Origin of the sequence: Mesorhizobium sp. 2RAF45 (genome assembly GCF_052115225.1) — a bacterium.
GTDB classification, from domain to species: domain Bacteria; phylum Pseudomonadota; class Alphaproteobacteria; order Rhizobiales; family Rhizobiaceae; genus Mesorhizobium; species Mesorhizobium jarvisii.
Genome location: NZ_JBFRGG010000004.1, coordinates 125,458 through 145,613, shown reverse-complemented (window position 1 = coordinate 145,613; position 20,156 = coordinate 125,458). Strand labels below are relative to the sequence as shown.

Here is a 20,156-nt window from a genome sequence, read left to right as displayed (position 1 = left end):
CTGATAGGCTGGCGCGAGACGCCCCCCTCTCCTATCGGCAACTACCAATCCATCACCACCTTGCCCGAGCTGCCGCTCCTCATCGCGTCAAACCCCTCCTGGAAATCGTCGATGCCAATCCGGTGCGTGATTAACCCGGTCACATCGAGCGGGCCCTGCACCAGCGCGATCATCTTGTACCAGGTCTCGAACATCTCGCGGCCATAGATGCCCTTGAGATGCAGCATCTTGAAGATGACCTTGTTCCAGTCGATCTCGAAGCCGGTGGGCGCGATGCCGAGGATGGCGATCTTGCCGCCATTGTTCATGGTGTCGATCATGTCGCGGAAGGCGGGTGCCGCGCCCGACATTTCGAGACCAACATCAAAACCCTCGGTCATGCCTAGCGCCGGCATGACGTCGCGCAGCTTTTCCTTGGAGGCGTCGACGACATGCTGGACGCCGAGCTTTTTCGCCAGCGCCAGCCGCACCGGGTTGATGTCGGTAATCACCACTTTGCGCGCACCGACGCATTGCGCCACCAGCGCACCCATGATGCCGATCGGCCCGGCGCCGGTGACCAGCACGTCCTCGCCGACAAGATCGAAGGACAGAGCGGTGTGGACCGCATTGCCGAGGGGATCGAAGATCGCGGCGATCTCGTCCGGCACGTCGTCCGGGATCGGCACGACATTGTGCTGCGGGATCGCCAGATATTCGCCGAAGGCGCCGGGCCGGTTGACGCCGACGCCGAGTGTGTTGCGGCACAGATGCCCTCGCCCCGCGCGGCAGTTGCGGCAGTGGCCGCAGACGATGTGGCCCTCGCCCGAGACACGCTGGCCGACCTTGTATTCGGTGACCGCGGCGCCGAAATCGGCCACCGTGCCGACAAACTCATGGCCGGTCACCATCGGCACCGGCACGGTCTTCTGCGCCCACTGGTCCCAATTGTAGATGTGCACGTCGGTGCCGCAGATCGCAGTCTTCCTGATCTTGATCAGCACGTCGTTGGGGCCGATCTCCGGCACCGGCACCTCTTCCATCCAGATGCCTGGCTCGGCCTTGGCCTTCACCAGCGCCTTCATCATGTTCGACATTCTTTTGTCCCTTGAATCTCTTGATCCGGAATCGCTTTTCGGCGCCAGCCGCTCAGGCAATCACGCCCAGCTCCCTGCCGACCGCGCCGAAGGCCTCGACCGCCCTGTCGATATCGGCGCTGGAATGCGCCGCCGACATCTGCGTGCGGATGCGCGCCTGGCCCTTCGGCACCACCGGGAAGGAAAAGCCGATGACATAGATGCCGCGCTTCAGCATGCGCGCCGCCATCTCCTGCGCCAGCGTCGCATCGCCCAGCATCACCGGAATGATCGGATGGTCGGCCCCGGCCAGCGTGAAGCCGAGCTTGCCCATCTGCGACCTGAATCGCGCCGCATTGGCATAGAGGCGCTCGCGCAAGGCGTCGCCATTGCGGATCAGCTCGAACACCTTGATCGAGGCGCCGGCGATCGCCGGCATCAGCGTGTTGGAGAACAGATAGGGCCGCGAGCGCTGGCGCAGCCAGTCGACCACTTGCCTCTTGCCCGATGTGTAGCCGCCCGAGGCGCCGCCGAGCGCCTTGCCGAGCGTGCCGGTGATGATGTCGACCCTGCCCTCGACGCCGCAATGCTCGGCCGAGCCACGGCCATGTCTGCCGACGAAGCCGACCGCATGGCTGTCGTCGACCATGACCATGGCATCGTATTTGTCGGCAAGGTCGCAGACGCCCTCCAGGTTGGCGATGATGCCGTCCATCGAAAACACGCCGTCGGTGGCGATCAGCCGGAAGCGGCAATCCCTGGCTTCCTTGAGACGTGCCTCGAGATCGGCCATGTCGTTGTTGGCGTAGCGGAAGCGCTTAGCCTTCGACAGTCTGACGCCATCGATGATCGAGGCGTGGTTCAGCGCATCCGAGATGATCGCGTCTTCCTCGCCAAGCAGCGTCTCGAACAAGCCACCATTGGCGTCGAAGCAGGAGCCATAGAGGATGGTGTCTTCCATGCCAAGGAAGGATGAGATCGTCGCTTCGAGCTCCTTGTGTTCCTCCTGCGTGCCGCAGATGAAGCGCACCGACGCCATGCCGTAGCCATAGCGGTCCAGAGCCTGCGTGGCCGCCTTTCGCAGGTCGATGCTGTCGGCGAGGCCGAGATAGTTGTTGGCGCAGAAGTTCAGCACCTTCTCGCCACCGACTTCGATCTGTGCCGACTGCATCGAGGAAATTACCCGCTCGGACTTGTAGAGGCCGGCCGATTTGAGCCCGGCAAGCTCGCTGTCGATATGGGAGAGAAATGCTGCGGTCATGATCGGGCCTCGTTTGACGTGGCCAGACTGTCGTCCCGCCTGCGCAAAAAATCCATCGCAAAAGCGACCGGATGGGGTGGCCGGGCAGCATCAGATGAAACGCACGGGCACAGCCCAGGCCACCAGTTGGGAACACTTGCGCCAACCAATGTTCAAATGCAGCCCGGCGGCGAAACGAGCCGATAACCATTTCGCGATCTTTCCGCGTCATCCCCTTGCCGTCCGGCCGTCGGTTTCCGGTCCTGTTAACGTTTGCGGTTCAATGGTGCTCATACAGGAATCCGTTGGCGAGAGGGCCGCCCCCGAACATGTCGCAGCAGCCGGTGCAAACCGTTTCAGGCAAGCTCATATTGCTGATCAAGGCCGGCTATTGGCTGGCGCTGCTGATCATTGCCGCCATGGTGGCGGCCTCCTTCGTCCTGCTGCAGCAGACGATGGCCACGCAGCAGCACAACAACAACTTGCTCGACATTGTCGGCACGCAGAAGACCTTGTCGCAGCGTATCGTCTTCCTGGCCAGTGCAACGGGCGCCGCCTCGCGCGACAAGCGGCCGGCATTGGTCAGCGCGCTGAAGCAGGCCACCGCTGAATTCGAGACCAACTACGATCTGTTGCTCGAGCAGACCGGCGCGGATCCGCAATCGCCGGCCAAGCTCGATCCGAAGTCGATCGAGAGCGTGCTTTTCGCCAAACCCTTCCATCTCGATTATTTCTCGGTTGGGCTGATCGCCAATGGCGACCGTCTGATCTCAGCCCTTGAATCGCAACTCAATCTCGACAATGACGGCTACAAAGGCGGCGCCGAACGCGTCAACCTCGATGCCTCGGTCGCCAACGCCACCCTGTCGGGCTATGCCGCGCTTGGACAGCGCATCAGTGCCGATGCCGACGAGCGCTCCGAAAAGCTGCTCGCGCTTCACCGCACGCTGTTCTACGCCACCCTCGGCGTCATCCTGCTGGTGGCGCTGTTTATCTTCAGGCCGATGTCCAACGCGATCCTGCGCAAGACGCGTGAGCTGGTCGATGCGCGCAATTCGATGGCCTTCATCGCGGTTCATGACGGCCTGACCGGCCTGCACAACCGTACCTTCCTGACCGATCATTTCGACACGCTGATCAAGGGCGCACACCGCCGGCGCGAACGGCTGGCGGTGGTCCAGCTCGACCTCGACCGCTTCAAGCAGATCAACGATACGCTCGGCCACGCCGCCGGCGACTATGTCCTGGTCGTCACGGCCCAGCGCATGCGCGATTCCTGCCGGGCATCGGATCTGTGCGCGCGGCTCGGTGGCGACGAATTCGTGATGATCCTCAACGGAGCCGGCAGCACCGAAGACATCAACATGCTCGCGCGACGCATCCTGGCGCACATCAACGAGCCGATCGTCTTCCAGGGCACCACCATCCTTCCGGGCGCCAGCGGCGGCATCGCCGTCTATCCGATCGACGCCGACAACGCGCAGGACCTGCTCGTCCATGCCGATCTGGCGCTATACTCCGCCAAGAAAATGGGCGGCGGCAACTTCTCGTTCTTCTCGGAGGAGTTGCGCCGCGAGCTCGACTACCGCAAGCAGCTCGAACACGACATCAAGGTCGCCATCTCCGAGCGGGCATTCCAGGTCTATTTCCAGCCGCAGGTCTCCTTGACCGACGGCACGATCAGCGGCATCGAGGCCTTGGTGCGATGGAACCATCACGAGCGCGGCATGATCTCGCCGGGCGAGTTCATTCCGGTCGCCGAGAAATGCGGTTTCATGCCGGAGATCGGCCGCATCGTCATCAGCAAGGCGATCAACGAAGCCGCCGAATGGAACCGCGCCGGGATTGCCTTCGGGCGGCTTGCCGTCAATGTCTCCGGCACCGAGTTGCGCGAGCACGATTTCGATGCGTTCCTGTTCGAGACGCTGGAAAAGGCCGGACTGCCGCCGCAGAAACTGTCGCTGGAAATCGTCGAATCCGTCATTCTCGACGATGAGAAGACAGGCATCGCGGCGAAGCTGCGTCACATCAGGGCCGCCGGCGTCCATCTGGAGCTCGATGATTTCGGCACCGGCTATGCGTCGCTCAGTCACGTCAATCCCAATGAGATCGACCGGCTCAAGATCGATCGCCGCTTCGTCCAGAACATCCATGAGAATGGCGACAACTCGAAGATCGTGCGCGCCATCACCGAGCTTGCCCGCGGCCTCGGCATATCCATCGTCGCCGAGGGTGCTGAAACCGAGGCCGAACTCGACTCGCTGATGGCGATCGGCTGCGACCAGGTACAGGGCTATTCCATCGCCTTCCCGATGCCGCAGGACAAGGCGCTGGAATGGCTGACCGCCCGCATGCCGAAGAAGGCCAAACTGCGGGTCTTGCAGGGCAGCCTGGCGTAACGGCCCGCCTTGACAACCAGCCGCCGAAATGGCGGCCTGTCGCAAGTGCAAGCGGATCGCTGGAACTTATGACATTCTTTCGGTTTGTCCTGGCGGCCGTTCTGATGTCCGCGCTGCCGGCCCATGGGGCTGATCGCACCATCTATCTCACCTTCGACGACGGCCCGCTGAACGGCACCAGTAACATCCTCGACGTGCTGCAGGCAGAGCAGGTTCCGGCAACACTGTTCATGGTCGGCATGCATGCCGAGGCCAGTGCGTCCAACAAGGCGCTGGTGCGGCGCGCCAAGGCGATGCCGCTGGTGACGATCGGCAACCACAGCTACAGCCACGCCTATAATCATTACCGGCACTTCTATGGCGATACGGAAGGGGTGGTTGCCGACATGCTCATGGCGAATGCCGTGCTGGGCCTGAAGCCCGCGGTGCATGCACGACTGCCGGGGCGCGATGTATTCCGGTTGCCTTCCATGTCAAAGGACGACAACTCGCTCGGACCCGCGCAAGCCGGCCGCGAGGACCCCGACTACGAGTTCGTCGCCGCTTCCGGCTTCTATCTCTATGGCTGGGATCATGAATGGGTGCACAAGGACAGCGGCGAGCCGGTACAGAGCGTCGATCATCTGGTCAGCGAGATCGATCATCTGTTCGGCTATGGCCACTTCGCCAAGCCGGGCAAGCTGATCCTCTTGATGCATGACGAGATGTTCCAGGACGGTTTTGACGGCAAGACGAAGCTTACCGACCTGATCACCGCGCTGAAGCTGCGCCACTACGCCTTCGGAGCGATCCCGAATTATGACAACTGAGCCAATGGTTCGGTATTCCTAGCTTTCGACATTGTCGCGCAGCGCCGCCAGTACCTGCGCAAACTCCGCCAGGCGCTCGTCGGGCAGTCCTGTGCGAAGCCGCTTGTCGAAGGCAAGCGCGGCCTGCCGCAACGTCTCGAACAGCGCTTCTCCCGCTTGTGTCAATTCGACCAGATGGACCCGGCGGTTGACGGGATCGCGGCGGCGCGTCAGCAGACCCTGTGCTTCCATCGCATTGAGGTGGTGAGTCAGAGTCGCGCCCTGGATGCCGATCATGCCGGCGAGTTCGCGCTGATTGGCGAGTTCGCTGGACTTGACCGACAGCAGCGTGAGCCAGACCGGCAAGGTCCCGCCCGCTTCGACTAAAGCGGCGTCGAAGGCCTGGGCGACAAGCTTGGCGGTGCGGCCGAGATTCATGCCGACTGGCGGGCGTTCAAAGGGCGTCATTGCCGGACACTAGACGGTGTTTTTCCCAGATGGAACTGACTCTCGCTTTATACATTGACATCTAACTGTTAGATATCTAATTGTTAGATGCCCTGCAGATGAGAGGAGAGCCGTCATGCAATACATCTACATCGTCGTCATCGGTCTTCACGTCATGGCAGGCGTGTTCTGGGCCGGCACCACCGTCACGCTTGCCCGCGATCCCGAGATCAAGGCAGAACGCTTCATCCAGCCGCAGCTGGGCGCGGCCGGCATGGTTTTCCTGACCGGGGCGCTGCTGTGGTATTTCTTCCATGGCGCCTATTTCGGCTCGATGGAAATGGTGCTTGCACTCGGCATCCTCGCGGCTTTCGCCGCCGCCGGCGTGCTCGGCGCGATGGTCAAAGCGCCCAGCCGGCGGCTTGCCGGCGCCAATGCGGAAATCGAAACGCAACTGCGCGCCAGAATGGCCATGGGCGAACGCATCGCTGCCTGGCTGCTGGTGGTCACGGTGCTGTGCATGGCGATCGCCCGGATGGTCTGAGCATCGTCCGCGCCACAAAGCTTTGAGATCGCACGTTGCCGGCGGTGAGCCAATGACGTGCGGGCGCGCGGCCGGGCCGGCGTACATGGGCTCTCGTATGCAGGTCCGACCGCGCGCCACCGACGCCAACAATTGCGCCGGCCTGAGCAGGCCGTGCATCAAATCCGCAAGCCGAACCTGATGCCGTCATAGATGGCGGCATGGATGTTGCGCGAAGCGACCGCATCGCCGATGCGCAACAGCACGAAGCCTGCTTCGGGGTTGCGTGCCGGGAAAATGTCGCCGCCGCCGACCAGACTTTCATAGTCGATCGCGCCGCCATTCTTCGAAAGCGGCTTCAGGCTGAGGTAGAGATCGTCGAGCGGCGCCGTGCCGTGCTCGACCACCACCTGGTCGACCCTGCGTTCCCCGCGCCAGCCATCGGCAAAATCCGAAGCGAGTTCGGCGACCAGTTGGTTGCCCTCGCGCCGCACCGAGCGCAGGCGCGTGTTGATGGTGATGGTGACGCCTTTCTCCTGAAAAGCGCGCATATACGGCACATGGTTCATGCCGCCCATTTCGGGGGCAAAGAAACGCTCCGGCGAAACCAGTTCCAGCCTCGCACCGCTGTTGGCGATCAGTTCGGCCGCACCCATGCCCTGATGGCCGCCATTGTCGTCAAAGAGCAGCACGTTCTCGGCGGGCTTGACGCTACCGGCCATGATGTCCCAGCTCGACGTGACGAGATTGTCGCCGGCCGTCAACGGCGGGTTTTGCGGCAGGCCGCCGGTGGCGACGACCACCACATCGGGCGCCAGTGCCAGAACATCATCCTTTTCCGCCCAGGTGTCGTAGCGGATCTCGACGCCGAGCCGGTCGAGTTCGGCCAGCCGCCAGTCGATGATGCCGATCAGCTCCTTGCGGCGCGGATTCTGCGTTGCCAGACGTACCTGCCCACCCGCTTGCGAGGATGCCTCCAGGATCGTGACCTGGTGGCCGCGCTCGGCTGCGACACGCGCCGCCTCCAGTCCCCCGGCCCCGGCACCGACGACGACGACTTTCCGCTTCGGCCCTTCGGTCTTGACGATGATATGCGGAATCTCAGCCTCGCGGCCGGTCGCCGCGTTGTGGACGCAGAGGGCCTCGCCGCCTTCATAGATGCGATCGAGACAGTAGGTGGCGCCGACGCAGGGGCGGATCTCGTGCTCGCGGCCTTCCATCACCTTCCTGATGATGTGCGGATCGGCAATATGCGCACGGGTCATGCCAACCATGTCGAGCTTGCCGGTGGCGATCGCATGGCGCGCGGTGGCGACATCGGAGATGCGCGCCGCATGAAAGGTCGGGAACTTCGTCGCCGCCCTCACCTCTCCGGCAAAATCGAGATGTGGCGAAGACCGCATGCCGGTAACCGGAATGACCTTGGTCAATGCCGTGTCGCTCTCGATCGAACCGCGGATGATGTTGAGGAAATCGACCTTGCCGGAGCCGGCCAGCCGCCTGGCGATCTCGACGCCTTCCTCCTTCGACAGGCCATGCGGAAAGTCCTCGTCGGCGACCATGCGGATGCCGACGACGAATTTCTCGCCAACCGCTCCCCGCACCGCATCCAGCACCATGTTGGTGAAGCGCAGGCGATTTTCGAGCGAGCCGCCATACTCGTCGTCGCGATGATTGGTGGCCGGCGACCAGAAGCCATCCATCAAATGGCCGTAAGCCTCGAACTCGATGCCATCGAGGCCGGCGGCCTGACAGCGCTGCGCGGCCGACGCATAGTCGGTAACGATGCGTTCGATGTCCCACTCCTCGATGGTTTTTGGGAAAGCGCGGTGCGCCGGTTCGCGCACCGGCGAGGCCGAGAGCACCGGCAGCCAGTCGGCCTTGTTCCAGCCGGTGCGGCGACCAAGATGGGTGATCTGGATCATCACCTTGCAGTCATGCTCGTGGCAGGCCTCGGCGAGTTCGGCCAGCCAAGGCACGATGCGGTCATCATAGACATGCAGATTGCCGAAGGCCGCGGGACTGTCGCGTGAAACGATCGCCGAGCCGGCGGTCATGGTCAGCGCCATGCCACCTTTGGCCTTCTCGGCATGGTAGAGCCGGTAGCGTTGTTTCGGCATGCCGTCCTCGGAATAGGCCGGCTCGTGGCTGGTCGACATCACCCGGTTCTTCAGCGTCAAATGCTTGAGCTGGTAGGGCTGGAGAAGCGGATCGTTGCTGGTCATCGTCTTCCTGCGGTTTCAAATTGCGCTGGAGCAGCAGGGAGCTGCCGCATTTCCTATTTAAGCATCGGATTCGTCTGAAAACCGCTGCGCACGTTTCGGTCCGATGCTAATGAGCGGCAAATTCGAAGGAACCCCGCCCATGATCGACACCAAAACCCTTACCCAGCTCGGCGCGCACGTCGAGACGCCACAGAGCCCCGAAGCAGCGGTCCTGGAAACCGTGCCGTTTTCGCGCGGCGACGGCCCGCCGGCGATCGTGCGCTTCACCTGCCCCGAGTTCACCTCGCTGTGCCCGGTGACCGGCCAGCCGGATTTCGCCCATATCGTCATCGACTACGCACCCGATGCGGCTTTGGTGGAATCGAAGTCGTTGAAGCTGTTCATGACCTCGTTTCGCAACCACGGCGCCTTCCATGAGGATTGTACCGTCATGATCGGCCGTCGCATCGTGGCAGCAACCAAGCCGCTGTGGTTGCGCATAGGCGGCTATTGGTATCCGCGCGGCGGCATTCCGATCGACGTTTTCTGGCAGACCGGCGCTCCACCTGAAGGCGCCTGGCTGCCGGACACCGGCGTCGCCCCCTATCGCGGGCGCGGCTGAGCCCCCTCATTCGCACTGATACTGGCTGAGCGCCCATTCGCCGGTCACCGACAGAAGATCAGAAATCTTCCAGTCACCGCCAACCTTCTTGAGCTTCCATTCGAGACGGTGCTGGTGACCTTCGACAACGAACGCCACGACCACCTTGGCTTCGTCGTCGTTGGCGGCCTCGACCGTGCGCAAGCTCCGGTCGATGGCGAGCTTGTCGTAGTCGGCGTTGTCGAGTGCCATGTTGGGGTCGAGGCATTCGCCCTCACCCGAAGCGCGCAGCGCGTCACTCTTGTCGAGCACGGTTTTCGCTGGATCGATGAAGTTCTTGCGTTGGGCTGGATCGAGTTCCAGCCCGGGATGTTCGTAAAAGGGCTTCACCACCGCCGTCGGCGATCCCGGCAGAACGGGCGCCGCCGGCGGCAACTCGACCGGCTTTTCCTGCGGCGCCGGCGTTGCGGCAGGAGGCGTAGCGTTGTTGTCTGGAGGCTGGCCGCCGGCGGACGGCGCGTTCGGCGGTGGTGAGCCGAACAGACCTTGAGCGGCGGCGGCGCAGGACCCAGTCAAAACGCACACGATCACCAGGGCCATAAGACGGGCCATCGCATCACTCCAGGCTTCTAACGGTCATGCGGTCAGGCCGGCGGAATGTCCAGCCTTTGGTCGTCGAAACCTGGTCACAAAGATGCAGAATTTGAGGAAGCCAACAAGCACGTCGAGGCGCACGCCCGCGCGAAGCGTTCAAAAACAATCATTTCAGCGGAACCATCGGCGAATCAGGATCATCGGCAACGCAAACGACCCCAAAGCCTGCCGGCACCAAGAAACTTACAGCCATGTCTGGCTGGCGGGTTTGCGTATATTGTGCCAGTACCCTGGCCGGTTCCGTCAACAAGGAAGACCGTCTCTTGAACTATCTAGACGCCTTGGGGCTAACCCATGAAACGCTTCGGCCGGCCAACTATTGCGAGATCGGCTGCAGACTGGGCTATAGCCTGGCTCTGTCAAGAGTCCCGGCCATCGGCATCGATCCCGACTATGAGATCAAGGTCGCGTTGACCGCCCCCACGCGGTTGTTCAACACCACGAGCGACAGTTTCTTCGCACGCGACGACGTGGCGCAAATTCTGGGGGCACCCATCGATTTGGCGTTCATCGACGGGTTGCATCTTGTCGAATTCGCACTGCGCGATTTCATGAATCTGGAGAGGCATGCCAGCCCAGACAGCGTCATTGTCATTGATGACCTGCTGCCCCAGCACATGGATTACGCATCACGGCAACGCAACACAACTATCTGGACTGGTGATGTCTATCGCCTGATACCTATTCTTCGCCACTACCGGCCCGATCTGGACATCCGAGTTTATGATGTCGACATGAAGGGTTTCGGCCTGGTGACCCGGCTCGATCCGTCGTCGAACGTGCTCACCGCCAACTATGGCGCCATCGAAGCCGACATACTGGCTGGGAAGTGGTCATTTCCAACCGTCGCAGCCATCCGGGACCACATGCAACCACGCGCCACGGATCTGTTGGTTAACGATCTTGGGATCGTCGCGGCCCAGCGCGCGGCCAAGGCTTCGATGCAATCGGACCGGCGCGTGGCGCCGGCATTGTTGCAGTGCAGGCCGCGCCTCTCGGTCATCATCTGTGCCTACGAGATGGCGCGCGAGGCACCCCGCACGATCCTGTCCGCGACCGCTCCCTATCAGAAGGGACTGAGGTCGGATGAATACGAAGTCATCGTTGTCGACAACGGTTCAAGCACGCCGCTCACATACGACAATCTGCCGCCAAATGTGCAAATCGTAAGAGCACCAGACCCCAGGCAATCCCCGGTGTTTGCTCTGAATTGGGCTGCCCGCGAAATCGCCAAAGGGGAGATTTTGTTGTTTGCCATCGATGGCGCCCGCATATTCTCCGAACGGCTGATCGAGGAGACTGTAAAAGCTCATGACCGGATGGAGGATGCCTTTGTGTTCTCTCTGGCCTGGCACATTGGTCCTAAGGTGCAAATGGAGTCGGTGCCGGAAGGATATGGGGCAGAGATCGAAGACGGATTGATCCGTGCGGCGCGCTGGCCTGACGAGGCGGACGGGCTGTTCGGGATTTCGGTACTCGCCGGATCCTCAAGCAATGGTTTCTTCGGCGACATCACGGAAAGCAATTCTTTCTCGATAAGCCGCACGTCGTTCGACCGACATGGTGGCTTCGACGAACGTTTCACGTCCCCAGGCGGCGGCTTGGCAAATCTCGAGATATTTCGTCGCTACGTGACGCGCCCTGACGCGCGCAATGTCTGCCTGCTCAGCGAGGGGACGTTTCACCAGGTCCATGATTCGGTGGCGACCTCGGGCAAAAACAGGTGGGAGGCTTTTGCCGGCGAATACGAGGCAATCTTTGGCGGTCCCTATCTCAGACCTTCATATCATTGCTTTTATCAGGGAAAGCCCCGCGCCGGTATGGTTCCATTTATCCTGCAATCGCTTCAGGGTTGATTGCCGGTCGCCTGCGAACGCGATCGATCGAGGTTCAAGATGTTCCGTGCGGCTAAGCAGCCTGAAGGCTGCCAGCGCGGCGCCATGCAGCACCGAAACAAAGTGGCTAGATCTTTTCACCGTTTCACGGAAACGGCGAACTGCTCTAACTCTTTGTTTTGACGCAGTTCCCAGGGGAAAGCGCTACGCGCCTTTCCCAGGAAAACCGCACACACCTTTCCTGGAACTGTTCTCGCTGACGCACGCCCAAAGTCCGTGGAAAGCTTGGTCTTCAGGTCTTACTGCATTCCACCGGACAGCGAGCACGGCCCGGTGGAATGATCTGTCATGCAACAAGAACGCTTATTGCAGCGGAGCGCCTCCAGGTCCAGGGAATGCCGTCAGCGGCGTGCCATCCGAGACATTTCCGGAAATCATATTGTTCTTGAACGACTGCACCACACCCGATCCGCTAGCGCCGACACCGGTTAAGTTGGCGAACACGGTCGATCCGCCAAGAGTGACGATCGAACTGCCGGCGCCGCTGGCAGCCGCACCATTGGCATTCACGCCCACGCCGGCATTGGATGACACCGTCGTATTTGTTACCGTGGCGCGGACCGGGGAGGCTGCGGCAACCGTCTTCACGGTCACGCCGTTGCCGCCGTTCCCGCTGACCAGGCTAGCCGTCAACGCCATATTTATGGCCAAGGTGTTACCCGTCCCATCGACAGTGATACCGGTGCCGTTGTTTGTGACCTCCGTTCGTGTGAACGCAGCGTTTATCCCAACGGCGCCAGTCGTCTTGATCAGAATGCCATTCGTGGCTGCCTCGGATATCCGGGTATTGCTGATATAGACTTCGGTAGGTCCGTTCGGCGCGACTTCCACGCCCTGGCCGGTGACCCGCTGGATGATCGAATCCTCGATATGCAGTTGGCCCTGACCAAGAAAGCGCACGCCATTTACGCCCGTGCCCACGCCATCGATATCCAGCCCCCTGAGATGCACAACGCTTCCAGCCGGAGCGTTGACAACGACACCATTGGTTCCGGCGGAGAGAACCCCGCCTTCCGTATATACACAGTCGATCGTAATCGACTTGGTGATTGTCACCACACCGAAGCCACCTGGATCGAGGCAGTTGATCTCCCCGCTGACAGCCGTCTTCGAGATCGCGCCGGCAAAGGTCTTGCAAGGCGCCGTGCGGCTGCACGGATTGGCGTCGTCGCCGACGCCGGAAACCCAGGTCCGGGTCGCTTGAGCGGAAGCCGGCGTGGCGATCACCGCCATCGCCAAAGCGAGAAACAGCGATGATAATAGGTAGCCTAGAATTTTCGTGATCATTCCCCCTAAATTGAACAAGAGATTCGTCCACAACCAAGCGGAGGAAGTCTAGCGCTTCGCCTTGTCAAAAGCAACGTGACGTCAAAACCGGATCGCTGATTTGAATTTCTCGTGCGCGTGGCAATCCGCCAAGCTACGCAACCGCCATCATGCCATTGTTACATCGCCTTCACACTACATTCGAAGCGCTTGGCATTCCATGAAATTTAGAAACTTCACGCGTCGGAGATGCCGAGCGCGACATGATTCCGCCGTTTCGACGCCCCCGGCCGGAACGGCCAAGGCTCATGGCATCACTCCGGATCTTGGCCCGCCATGCATTCGAGTTGGCTCAGCGTCCAGCCGCTGGTCTTCGAAGCAATGTCCGATACCTTCCATTTGCCGTCGACCTGCTTCAGCGACCAGCGCATTTCGCGTTGCGAATCGTCTCCGTCCGAAAACAGCTTGAAGCTTGCCACCACTTGTGCCGCGTCGCCATCCACCGTCTCGGACAATTTCAGGGTTTTGGAGACGGTCTTCTGGTCGAAATCCTGCGCATCAAGACCGGGATCGAAGTCGATGCAGGCGACCTGGTCGGGATTCTTCTTGGTCGCCTGGTCGTTGAGATCGAACAGTTTCGTCACCGGCTCGACGAAACGATCCCGGTATTGTGCGTCGGCCTCGAATTTGACCGCCGGAAAATAGAAGAACTTCACGGCGTCGGACGCCGGTCCGGCGAAGGCGGCCGCGGGCAAGGCTGTCGCGAGGGCGGCAAGGAGCACTGTCCGTCTCATGCAGGATCTCCGGCTTTTGATGGCTTGAAGCAATCAACACCACGCATCCTGCATACCGGCTTTTTTGCCGCTCATGAAGCCCCTGCCCGGCTCCTTTCAGCCGTCGAGCCAGACGTTCTGGAGGTCCATCTCGAAGGTCTGGTGGACGCCGTAGTTCTTCACCTTCTTGCTGGTGTGGCTATACAGCTTCTGCCAGAACGGCTGGATGATGACTCCGGAGTCCTGCAGGATCTGCTCGACGTCCTTCATCACCTCCTTGCGCTTGGCGACGTCGATCAGCGAGAGCGCCTGTTTGAGCTTGGCGTCGAAATCGGGATTGGAATAGGCTGACTCATTCCACGCCTCGCCGCTGCGATAACCCAGCGCCAGCACCTGGACGCCAAGCGGACGCATGTACCAGATGGTCATCGAATAAGGATATTTCGTCCAGTCGTTCCAGAAGGTCGACCCCGGCAGCACCGTGCGCTTCACCTTGATGCCGGCATCGCGCAATTGACCGGCGATCGCGTCGCCGGTGTTCTTCTGCCAATCGTCCTCGATGGTGATCAGCTCGTGCTCGAAGTCGGCCTGACCGGCTTCCGCCATCAGTTTCTTGGCGCCGGCGGCGTCACGCTCCTTCTTGGGCAGGGGATAATATTCCGGATGGATCGGGCTGACATGATGGTTCTCGCCGACCGTGCCGCGCCCGGCATAGCCGAGCTGCAAGACGGCATTGTTGTCGACGGCCATCTGCAGCGCGTTGCGCACCCGCTTGTCGTCATAGGGCTTGTGCGTGATGTTGGTGCGGGCAACCAGTGTCGTTGCCGTCGCGACCTCGGATTTCTGCAGGCCCATCTTGTCGAGAATGTCGATGAAGTCGGCCGGGCTCTCGAAATTGAGGTCGATCTCGCCGGAATCAAAAGCGTTCACCGTGGCATTGAAGTCGGTGCCGTAGTCGACGAATTCGACGCCGTCGAGCGGCGTCTCGCCACCCCACCATTTGCCGTTCTCGCGGCGCTTCACCACCGCCTTCTGGCCGACATCGTAAGAGACGAGTTCGAACGGACCCGTCCCGATCGGCTTCTTGACCGGATCGGCGCCGTCGGCATCGAAGTTGCGGTGGACGACGAGCGCGGGATAATCGGTGAAGTTCGGGATCAGCGAAATGTCGGGTTCGCTGAGCTTCAGCTTGACGGTGTGGTCGTCGACCTTGGTGATCGCGCCATCCCGCGCCTTGCCGGTTTTTGAGTCGATCAGCGCGCCGACGCGTGCGGCCATCGAATTGCCGGCGACGCCTTTTTCGCACCAGCGCGCCAGATTGTAGGCGACGTCATCGGCATTGAAGGCATCGCCATTGTTCCAGGTGATGCCCTTGCGCACATGCAGGACATATTCGGTGGCGTCGTCGTTGATATCCCAGCTTTCTAGCAGCACCGGCTCGAAGGTGAATTGCCTGGTGTAGCGCACCAGCGGCTCCAGCCAGCTGCGCGAAATGTTGGCCAGTTCCACCCAGTCGTAGGTGCGCGGGTCCTTTTGCGCCTTGACCGACATCGAGACGCGCAGTGTGCCGCCCTTCTTCGGCTCCTCGGCCAGGGCCTGTCGCGGCGCGGCAAGGCCGATCATGCCATAGGCAAGAGCCGTCGATGCACCGAAGGCGCTCGCCAGCGCCAGGAACTCACGCCGGTCCATGCGGCCGGCGCGTGCCTCTTGCGCCATGGCCTCGATAGCGCTCGGGACGCGGTCGCCATTGCTTGTGAAAAATGTCATTTTCTTCCTCCCTTATGGTTCCCGTCGGGTCTTCGCCCTTTGGTCAACTCACCGTATCCGGCAGCTTCTCCTCGCGCCGCGCTATCAAATCCCTGAGACCTTCGGCAATACCCACGTCGAGCTTCGGTTCCTCGTAATCGGCAAGCATGTTGCGTGCTTTCTCGCGGCCGCGCGTGTCATGGTCCTTCGCCCCTTCGGCATTCCACTGTTCGTAGGAGTTGAAATCCATGATCGAGGGCATGAAGAAGGCGGACTCGAAATGTTCGAGCGTGTGCTGGGTGCCTAGGAAATGGCCCTGCGGTCCGACCTCGCGGATCGCCGCCATGGCCTCCTTGAAATCGTCGAAGGACACCCCCCCGGCATATTTGTACCAGCCGACAAGCTGCTCGCAGTCGGTGGCGAATTTCGAATAGCCGCAGGTCAGCCCGGCCTCCAGCCATCCAGCCGAATGCCAGATGTAGTTGGCGCCGGAAAGGATGGCGGCATGCATGAGCATGTTCGATTCGTATCCCGCCTGCGCGTCGTTCAGCTTCGAGCCGACATGGAAGCCGGACGTGCGCCAGGGCAGCCGGTATTTCCGCGCCAGCGCGCCCATCAGATACATCATCTGGGCGGCTTCCGGCGTGCCGCCCATCGGCGCGCCGGTCTTCATGTCGACCGTGACCATGAACTGGCCGTAGATTTGCGGCGAGCCTGGGCGGATAAGCTGGGTCAGCGCCACGCCGGCAAGCGCCTCGGCGTTGACCTGCGCCACCGCGCCGACGGCGGAAGCCGAGGTCGAAGCGCCGCACAGCGCGAAAGGCGCCAGGATCAGCGGCTGGTTGTGGCTCGCGTAGACCCGCATGGCGTCGATCATGGTGGCGTCCCATACCAGCGGCGAATTGCAGTTGGTGATTGCCACCAGCACAGGGTTGTCGCGGACGAACGCCTCGCCGAAGACGATGCCGGCCATTGCCATCGTGTCCTCGGCGCGCTCCTTCGACGTCACGATACCCATGAACGGCTTGTCGGAATGCTTGAGCGCCGAGTGGATGATGTGCAGATGCCGTTTCGGCACCGCGATTTCCATCGGCTCGCAGATGACCGAACTCGAGGAATGCAGCGCCGGCGCCATATAGGCCATTTTGTGGAAATTGTTGAGGTCGGCGAGCGTGCCGTAGCGCCTGACATTGTCGAGGTCGCGGACGTAGGGTGCGCCATACATCGGCACGAAAATCGAGTTCTTGCCGCCGACGCGCACCGTGCGCTCGGGGTTGCGCGCATTGAGCGTGAACTCCGACGGAACCTTCGAGACGAGTTCCATCAGCAGCGCGCGATCGATGCGGACGCGCGTCTGCCTGACATCGGCACCGGCCGCCTTCCAGAGCTCGATCGCGCCGTCGTCGCGGAATTCGCAGCCCACCTCCTCGAGGATCTTGACCGATTCCTCGTGGATCAGTTCCACCGCCTCGTCAGGCACGATCTCATAGACGGGGATGTTGCGCACCAAGGTCGGAAAGGAAGCGATCGGCGCGCTTCTGAGCGCCTTGCGGCCAAGACGGCCACCGCCGCGGCGGTGGGTCTGTTCGGTCAATTCGACGGCCGGTACGTTCATGGAGCCTCCTTCTTCCCGCCACCACGTTAGCGACCCGAAATATGGCTGTGACGCTGGAAAATCCTGATCTTCTGTATAAGCTGTGCTTATGCGAAGCCTGCGCCACCTTCTGCCCTCCGCCGGCAGCCTGATCGTCTTCGAGGCGGCCGGCCGGCTGTCGAGCTTCACCGCCGCCGGGCGCGAGCTCGGCATGACGCAGGCCGCCGTCTCCTACGCGGTGCGCGGGCTGGAGGAGCAGCTCGGCGCCAAGCTGTTCCAGCGCCGCCATCGGCAGGTCAGCCTGACCGAAGCCGGCGAACGCTTCCACGCCGATGTCTCGCTGGGGCTATCGCATATCCGCAAGTCGGCCGAGGATCTCCGCCTGCAGGCGACCGGTGGCCATGTGACGCTTGCCGCGTCGACCGCCTTCGGCTCGTTCTGGATGATGCCGCGCCTGCAGCAGTTCCGTGACGAATTGCCGGGCATCGATCTGCGCATCCAGACCGCCGACCGCGACCTCGACATCATCGCCGAAGGCATCCCGCTGGCGGTGCGCGGCGGCGAGCCCCGGGACTGGCCGGACTACCATTCGCTGCCGCTTGCCGATGAGGAGATTTTCCCCGTCGCCGGCACCAGCTACCTGGCCAAGTTCGGCATGCCGAAGACCGTGGGGGAATTGGCGACGCACCGTCTCATCCATCTCGAGGAGCCGTATCGCGAGGCGGCGAGCTGGGACGAATGGTTCCAGTCGGCCGGCGGCAGCCTCGGCGACACCGCACGCGGCCTGCGCATCAATGATTATGGCCTGGTCATCCAGGGCGTGATGGAGGGGCAAGGAATCGCGCTCGGCTGGCGGCACCTTGCCGAGCGGCTGCTGGCGACGGGACTTCTGGTGCAGGTGACGGACCACGTGCTCAAGACCGGCAAAGCCTTCTATATCGTCTGGCCGAAGAACCGGGAACTCAGCGACAATGCCCGCAAGGTCAGGGATTGGCTGGCCGCGCAGGCATAAAACCGTTTCACGGTCCCACGCAGTTCGCCCTCGCCCGCACCACACGAATCCGCCTATACTGTCGCCATGCCCATTCGCCAGCTTTCCGAAACGATGATCAACCAGATCGCCGCCGGCGAAGTCATCGAGCGTCCGGCGAGCGTGGTCAAGGAACTGGTCGAGAATGCACTTGATGCTGGCGCCTCGCGCGTCGAAATCGTCACCTCAGGTGGCGGGCTGAACCTGATCCGCGTCACCGATGACGGCTCCGGCATCCCCCAACAGGAGTTGGCGCTGGCGATTGCGCGCCACTGCACCTCCAAGCTCGGCGAGGATATCAACGACATCCGCTCGCTCGGCTTTCGCGGCGAAGCGTTGCCCTCGATCGGCTCGGTGTCGCGGCTGTCGATTCGGTCGCGCACGGCGTTAGGCGACAGCGCCGCCGAAATCGGCATCGAGGGCGGCCGCGTCCTGCCCGTAAGGCCTGCGGCGGCCAATCGCGGGACCACGGTCGAGGTGCGCGACCTGTTCTTCGCCACGCCGGCGCGGCTCAAATTCATGAAGGGCGAGCGGGCTGAAAGCTCGGCGACCAGCGATGTCGTCAAACGCATCGCCATCGCCTTTCCGGCCGTGCGGTTCACGCTCGCCGGCTCTGACCGCTCGACCCTGGAATTGCCGGCGACCCATGACGGTCCGGAAGGCAGCCTGCGCCGCGTTGCCCAGGTGATGGGGGCGGAATTTCCCGACAATTCCATCGCCATCGACGCGATGCGCGAAGGCGTGCATCTGACCGGCCATGTGTCGATCCCGTCCTTCACCCGCGCCAACGCGCTGCAGCAATATGCGTATGTCAATGGCAGGCCGGTGCGCGACAAGCTGATCGCCGGCGCCATCCGCGGCGCCTTCGCCGATGTGCTGCCGCGCGACCGCCACGCGGTGACGGTGCTGTTTCTTTCGCTCGATCCGGCCATCGTCGACGTCAATGTCCACCCGGCCAAGGCCGATGTGCGCTTCCGCGATCCGGGCCTGGTGCGCGGGCTGATCGTCGGCGCCATACGCCAGGCATTGGCCGATGCCGGCATTCGCTCGGCCACGACGGGAGCCGCAGGCATGATGGCGGCATTCCGGCCGGGTGCCGCACCCTACAGTCATGGCGGCCCGGCCAATGGCCATCGCAGCTACGAAGCAGCATTCCATGCATCCGGCTCCACCGGTTTCGATCCCTCACGCTCACCGCAGCGGCCGCTCGACATGCAATTCGAGGGTGCGGGCTTCGAACGCGCCAGCGCAAGGAATGGCGGTTTTGGCGAACCCGACCAGGCGGCTTTCGATACCGGTCCGCTTGCCAGCGCCGATGCGCGCGCCGGGCAGAGCGAGGCGGCGGAGACGCTGCTCGGCACGGTGCTCGGTGCGGCCCGCGCCCAGGTGCATGAGAACTACATCGTTGCCCAGACCAGGGATTCGCTCGTCATCGTCGACCAGCACGCCGCGCATGAGCGGCTGGTGTACGAAGCGCTGAAGAACGCGCTGCATTCGCGCCCCGTGCCCTCGCAGATGCTGCTTCTGCCTGAGATTATCGACCTGCCGGAAGAGGATGCCGAGCGGCTCGCCATGCACTCCGAAACGCTCGCCCGCTTCGGCCTCGGCATCGAGCGTTTCGGCCCGGGCGCCGTTGCCGTGCGCGAGACGCCGTCGATGCTGGGCGAAACCAATGTCCAGCAATTGGTGCGCGACCTCGCCGACGAGATCGCCGACAACGACACGGTCGAGACGCTCAAGGAGAGGCTGGACAAGATCGCCGCCACCATGGCCTGCCACGGCTCGGTTCGTTCCGGCCGGCTGCTCAAGGCCGAGGAGATGAACGCGCTGCTGCGCCAGATGGAGGCGACGCCCGGTTCCGGCACCTGCAACCACGGGCGGCCGACCTATATCGAGCTGAAGCTGGCCGATATCGAGCGGCTGTTCGGGCGGCGGTAAGCC

16 protein-coding genes are annotated in these 20,156 nt (G+C 62.3%); 7 read left to right on the top strand and 9 right to left on the bottom strand.

Annotation, left to right across the window (positions count from 1 at the left end):
- Positions 1-41 precede the first annotated feature (41 nt).
- Both tdh and AB4Z43_RS13660 read right to left on the bottom strand, forming a co-directional pair.
- Complete coding sequence (tdh, locus tag AB4Z43_RS13665) at positions 42-1,076, bottom strand: L-threonine 3-dehydrogenase (RefSeq protein ID WP_019857515.1); 1,035 nt, start codon at positions 1,074-1,076, stop codon at positions 42-44.
- 52 nt (positions 1,077-1,128) lie between these two features.
- Positions 1,129-2,316, bottom strand: coding sequence for a glycine C-acetyltransferase (locus AB4Z43_RS13660; RefSeq protein WP_202360227.1), 1,188 nt, complete (start codon positions 2,314-2,316; stop codon positions 1,129-1,131).
- A gap of 308 nt (positions 2,317-2,624) precedes the next feature.
- Here AB4Z43_RS13660 and AB4Z43_RS13655 point away from each other — a divergent pair, with 308 nt between their 5' ends.
- Together AB4Z43_RS13655 and AB4Z43_RS13650 are read left to right on the top strand one after the other, a co-directional pair.
- Positions 2,625-4,694, top strand: coding sequence for a putative bifunctional diguanylate cyclase/phosphodiesterase (locus AB4Z43_RS13655; RefSeq protein WP_064984797.1), 2,070 nt, complete (start codon positions 2,625-2,627; stop codon positions 4,692-4,694).
- A gap of 104 nt (positions 4,695-4,798) precedes the next feature.
- A complete protein-coding gene (locus AB4Z43_RS13650; RefSeq protein ID WP_240564722.1) occupies positions 4,799-5,503 on the top strand; it encodes a polysaccharide deacetylase family protein in 705 nt (234 codons plus the stop codon).
- 18 nt (positions 5,504-5,521) lie between these two features.
- Here the strand turns inward: AB4Z43_RS13650 and AB4Z43_RS13645 are convergent, their stop codons facing one another.
- Positions 5,522-5,950, bottom strand: coding sequence for a MarR family winged helix-turn-helix transcriptional regulator (locus AB4Z43_RS13645; RefSeq protein WP_019857512.1), 429 nt, complete (start codon positions 5,948-5,950; stop codon positions 5,522-5,524).
- 115 nt (positions 5,951-6,065) lie between these two features.
- Between AB4Z43_RS13645 and AB4Z43_RS13640 the strand changes: the two genes are divergently transcribed.
- The gene (locus AB4Z43_RS13640; RefSeq protein WP_202360230.1) at positions 6,066-6,473 is read left to right on the top strand and encodes a hypothetical protein; all 408 of its coding nucleotides are present in this window, start codon (positions 6,066-6,068) and stop codon (positions 6,471-6,473) included.
- Between the two features lie 158 nt (positions 6,474-6,631).
- On the opposite strand, the gene AB4Z43_RS13635 is transcribed toward AB4Z43_RS13640, so the two are convergent.
- The gene (locus AB4Z43_RS13635; protein WP_202360231.1) at positions 6,632-8,677 is read right to left on the bottom strand and encodes an oxidoreductase; all 2,046 of its coding nucleotides are present in this window, start codon (positions 8,675-8,677) and stop codon (positions 6,632-6,634) included.
- Between the two features lie 139 nt (positions 8,678-8,816).
- Here AB4Z43_RS13635 and queF point away from each other — a divergent pair, with 139 nt between their 5' ends.
- Complete coding sequence (queF, locus tag AB4Z43_RS13630) at positions 8,817-9,278, top strand: preQ(1) synthase (protein WP_010915503.1); 462 nt, start codon at positions 8,817-8,819, stop codon at positions 9,276-9,278.
- Between the two features lie 6 nt (positions 9,279-9,284).
- Here the strand turns inward: queF and AB4Z43_RS13625 are convergent, their stop codons facing one another.
- Entirely contained in the window at positions 9,285-9,869 is a 585-nt protein-coding gene (locus tag AB4Z43_RS13625; RefSeq protein WP_019857507.1) for a hypothetical protein, read from the bottom strand.
- A 305-nt stretch (positions 9,870-10,174) separates the two neighbouring features.
- On the opposite strand from AB4Z43_RS13625, the gene AB4Z43_RS13620 reads away from it, so the two are divergent.
- Entirely contained in the window at positions 10,175-11,767 is a 1,593-nt protein-coding gene (locus AB4Z43_RS13620) for a class I SAM-dependent methyltransferase (RefSeq protein WP_441937896.1), read from the top strand.
- A gap of 342 nt (positions 11,768-12,109) precedes the next feature.
- On the opposite strand, the gene AB4Z43_RS13615 is transcribed toward AB4Z43_RS13620, so the two are convergent.
- The 4 genes from AB4Z43_RS13615 to AB4Z43_RS13600 form a co-directional block, all read right to left on the bottom strand.
- A complete protein-coding gene (locus tag AB4Z43_RS13615) occupies positions 12,110-13,093 on the bottom strand; it encodes a right-handed parallel beta-helix repeat-containing protein (protein ID WP_064984805.1) in 984 nt (327 codons plus the stop codon).
- Between the two features lie 293 nt (positions 13,094-13,386).
- Positions 13,387-13,866, bottom strand: a complete 480-nt coding sequence (locus tag AB4Z43_RS13610) for a DUF3828 domain-containing protein (RefSeq protein ID WP_441937894.1) — start codon at positions 13,864-13,866, stop codon at positions 13,387-13,389.
- 96 nt (positions 13,867-13,962) lie between these two features.
- On the bottom strand, positions 13,963-15,612 hold the full coding sequence (locus AB4Z43_RS13605) for an ABC transporter substrate-binding protein (protein ID WP_441937892.1): 1,650 nt from the start codon (positions 15,610-15,612) through the stop codon (positions 13,963-13,965).
- Between the two features lie 43 nt (positions 15,613-15,655).
- Positions 15,656-17,206 (bottom strand): trimethylamine methyltransferase family protein, encoded by a 1,551-nt coding sequence (locus tag AB4Z43_RS13600; RefSeq protein ID WP_441937890.1) that lies wholly within the window; start codon positions 17,204-17,206, stop codon positions 15,656-15,658.
- 88 nt (positions 17,207-17,294) lie between these two features.
- Here AB4Z43_RS13600 and AB4Z43_RS13595 point away from each other — a divergent pair, with 88 nt between their 5' ends.
- Both AB4Z43_RS13595 and mutL read left to right on the top strand, forming a co-directional pair.
- Positions 17,295-18,197 (top strand): LysR substrate-binding domain-containing protein, encoded by a 903-nt coding sequence (locus AB4Z43_RS13595; RefSeq protein WP_019857500.1) that lies wholly within the window; start codon positions 17,295-17,297, stop codon positions 18,195-18,197.
- A 66-nt stretch (positions 18,198-18,263) separates the two neighbouring features.
- A complete protein-coding gene (mutL, locus tag AB4Z43_RS13590) occupies positions 18,264-20,153 on the top strand; it encodes a DNA mismatch repair endonuclease MutL (protein WP_441937888.1) in 1,890 nt (629 codons plus the stop codon).
- Positions 20,154-20,156: the final 3 nt, after the last annotated feature.

Excerpts from the sequence above, each read along its gene's own strand:
- tdh (WP_019857515.1), bottom strand. The coding sequence starts at position 1,076 with ATGTCGAACATGATGAAGGCGCTGGTGAAGGCCAAGGCCGAGCCAGGC.
- AB4Z43_RS13660 (WP_202360227.1), bottom strand. The coding sequence starts at position 2,316 with ATGACCGCAGCATTTCTCTCCCATATCGACAGCGAGCTTGCCGGGCTC.
- AB4Z43_RS13655 (WP_064984797.1), top strand. The coding sequence starts at position 2,625 with ATGTCGCAGCAGCCGGTGCAAACCGTTTCAGGCAAGCTCATATTGCTG.
- AB4Z43_RS13650 (WP_240564722.1), top strand. The coding sequence starts at position 4,799 with ATGTCCGCGCTGCCGGCCCATGGGGCTGATCGCACCATCTATCTCACC.
- AB4Z43_RS13645 (WP_019857512.1), bottom strand. The coding sequence starts at position 5,950 with ATGACGCCCTTTGAACGCCCGCCAGTCGGCATGAATCTCGGCCGCACC.
- AB4Z43_RS13640 (WP_202360230.1), top strand. The coding sequence starts at position 6,066 with ATGCAATACATCTACATCGTCGTCATCGGTCTTCACGTCATGGCAGGC.
- AB4Z43_RS13635 (WP_202360231.1), bottom strand. The coding sequence starts at position 8,677 with ATGACCAGCAACGATCCGCTTCTCCAGCCCTACCAGCTCAAGCATTTG.
- queF (WP_010915503.1), top strand. The coding sequence starts at position 8,817 with ATGATCGACACCAAAACCCTTACCCAGCTCGGCGCGCACGTCGAGACG.
- AB4Z43_RS13625 (WP_019857507.1), bottom strand. The coding sequence starts at position 9,869 with ATGGCCCGTCTTATGGCCCTGGTGATCGTGTGCGTTTTGACTGGGTCC.
- AB4Z43_RS13615 (WP_064984805.1), bottom strand. The coding sequence starts at position 13,093 with ATGATCACGAAAATTCTAGGCTACCTATTATCATCGCTGTTTCTCGCT.
- AB4Z43_RS13610 (WP_441937894.1), bottom strand. The coding sequence starts at position 13,866 with ATGAGACGGACAGTGCTCCTTGCCGCCCTCGCGACAGCCTTGCCCGCG.
- AB4Z43_RS13605 (WP_441937892.1), bottom strand. The coding sequence starts at position 15,612 with ATGACATTTTTCACAAGCAATGGCGACCGCGTCCCGAGCGCTATCGAG.
- AB4Z43_RS13600 (WP_441937890.1), bottom strand. The coding sequence starts at position 17,206 with ATGAACGTACCGGCCGTCGAATTGACCGAACAGACCCACCGCCGCGGC.
- AB4Z43_RS13595 (WP_019857500.1), top strand. The coding sequence starts at position 17,295 with ATGCGAAGCCTGCGCCACCTTCTGCCCTCCGCCGGCAGCCTGATCGTC.
- mutL (WP_441937888.1), top strand. The coding sequence starts at position 18,264 with ATGCCCATTCGCCAGCTTTCCGAAACGATGATCAACCAGATCGCCGCC.